A 2118-nucleotide genomic window follows, 5' to 3' on the forward strand; every position below is an offset into this window, starting at 1 on the left:
GAATAAAAAGAGGTTGCATTCTTTAGAATGCAGCCTCTTTTTATATTAAAATTCTTCTAATATAGCACAGCCTACTACACCTGGACCAGTATGAACACCCATAGATGGACCTACTGTTTCTAAAGAAAGGTGATTAAGGTTAGGGTGATCTTTTAAAGAGACATAAAGGTCTTTACCAGCATCGAGGGCATCACCATGGAGCACCCAAACACTACATTTACCTTGTTCTAAATAAGAAAGGATGAGTTCTTTAACTTTAGCAAAAGATTGTTTTTTGCCACGTACTTTGCAATGAGTATACAATACCCCCTCATCATTAGAAGAGATAATAGGCTTTAACTTAATAAGTTCACCGATAGTGGCAGTAACTTTACCGATACGACCACCTTTTTTGAGATATTCTAGCGTATCAAGAGCAATATAGCCATGTGTACGTTGTCTAACATCCTCTAGTTTAGTTAGGATTTCTTCTACACTATCGCCAGTCATCGCCATTTTTCCAGCTTCTATTGCAATAACACCTTGGGGATACCCAAGAGTAAGGGAATCGAAGAAATGGAAGTTAAGTTCAGGAAAATGTTCACTTAAGATACGTAATGCGTTAAGTGTACCGGAAAGTTGAGAAGAAACACCAATAATAATAAAATCAGTAACCCCTCTTGCTTTAAGTTCATGAACTTTATTTTCACAGTAATGTAAGTCTGGAAGAGAAGTAGAAGGAACTTCTTCACTAAGGCGGCTAAACATTTCTTCTGATGAAATTTCAATTTTATCAAGATATTCTTTATTTTTATAAATAACACGAATAGGAAACATAGTTAAGGCATATTTTTCGAGAGTATCAAAAGTTAAGTCACAACAACTGTCTGTAATTACGGCAATTTTTTTCAAATTAGGGCCTCCTCAAAGTAGTCTTTAGATAATGTTATCATTAGTATAGTATTAAAATATGAACAATTAATGAGCAAATGCTATGAAAGTGTTGGAAATAAGATGAACCATAAGTAATATAAGAGATACTAGGAATAGATAAAATGAAACATATAATTTAAGCAAAAAATTTACTTAAGTAAAAAATATTTTAAAAGTAGTTGACAAGGAAGAATTTATTGCCTATAATAAGTATATAATAATCATTATTAGTTAAAGATAATTTGGAATATAATTTAAAAAATAAATTAATCGGAGGGATTTCATTATGAAAAAATATGTATGTACAGTATGCGGTTATATCCATGAAGGAGATGCAGCTCCAGCAGAATGTCCAATTTGCCATGTAGGTGCTGACAAATTCAAAGAACAATCAGGTGAATTAGTTTGGGCTGACGAACATGTAGTAGGTGTGGCACAAGGTGCTGACGAAAGAATTATTGAAGGATTAAAAGCTAACTTTGAAGGTGAATGTACAGAAGTTGGTATGTATTTAGCTATGGCACGTGTTGCACATAGAGAAGGTTACCCAGAAATCGGTATGTACTGGGAAAAAGCTGCTTATGAAGAAGCAGAACATGCAGCAAAATTTGCTGAATTATTAGGTGAAGTTGTAACTTCATCAACAAAGAAAAACTTAGAGTTAAGAGTTGCTGCTGAAAACGGTGCTACAGCTGGTAAAAAAGAATTAGCAACACTTGCTAAACAATTAAACTTAGATGCTATTCATGATACAGTACATGAAATGGCTAAAGACGAAGCGCGTCACGGTAAAGCATTCGAAGGTTTATTAAACAGATACTTCGGTAAATAAGAATAACAACCAATAAAATGCACTGATACTAGGTAATCACTTAGTATCAGTGCATTTTTGTGTGATTATGCCTCTTCTAGGTCGACTTCATCCACTTGTTGAACTACAAATTTAGCGCCCACAATCTTGGTGGCTTGAATGACTTCCCCAATTGCCCCACTTGCTAGAGCATCTGTCATAGCTTGCTTAATCTTAGTTCCAGATAGAACTTCTTTGGGGTTACCCACAGTGATGGTCTCCTTTGACTTTGAGGGTGTCTCAAAATCCATTACTAAGCTTCTCTTTGTTACAATTGCCATAAATGCATTCCTCCTAATTTTTTATTCAAATTACTTCATGTTTGTACTGACTGCTACTTAAGCCTCAATTAATTT

General features: G+C 34.5%; 3 protein-coding genes. 1 reads left to right on the top strand and 2 read right to left on the bottom strand.

The features are described 5' to 3' along the window. Positions 1–45: 45 nt before the first annotated feature. The gene (locus RRY75_RS14130) at positions 46–891 is read right to left on the bottom strand and encodes a DegV family protein (protein ID WP_332528269.1); all 846 of its coding nucleotides are present in this window, start codon (positions 889–891) and stop codon (positions 46–48) included. A gap of 307 nt (positions 892–1198) precedes the next feature. Between RRY75_RS14130 and RRY75_RS14135 the strand changes: the two genes are divergently transcribed. Beyond that, positions 1199–1744: an NADH peroxidase gene (locus RRY75_RS14135; RefSeq protein WP_332528268.1), complete on the top strand. Its 546-nt coding sequence runs from the start codon at positions 1199–1201 to the stop codon at positions 1742–1744. A 65-nt stretch (positions 1745–1809) separates the two neighbouring features. Here RRY75_RS14135 and RRY75_RS14140 read toward each other — a convergent pair whose 3' ends face one another. Next, a complete protein-coding gene (locus RRY75_RS14140; protein ID WP_332528267.1) occupies positions 1810–2043 on the bottom strand; it encodes a DUF2922 family protein in 234 nt (77 codons plus the stop codon). Positions 2044–2118: the final 75 nt, after the last annotated feature.

It is taken from the genome of Niameybacter sp., assembly GCF_036655075.1.
Classification (GTDB): domain Bacteria; phylum Bacillota; class Clostridia; order Lachnospirales; family Cellulosilyticaceae; genus Holtiella.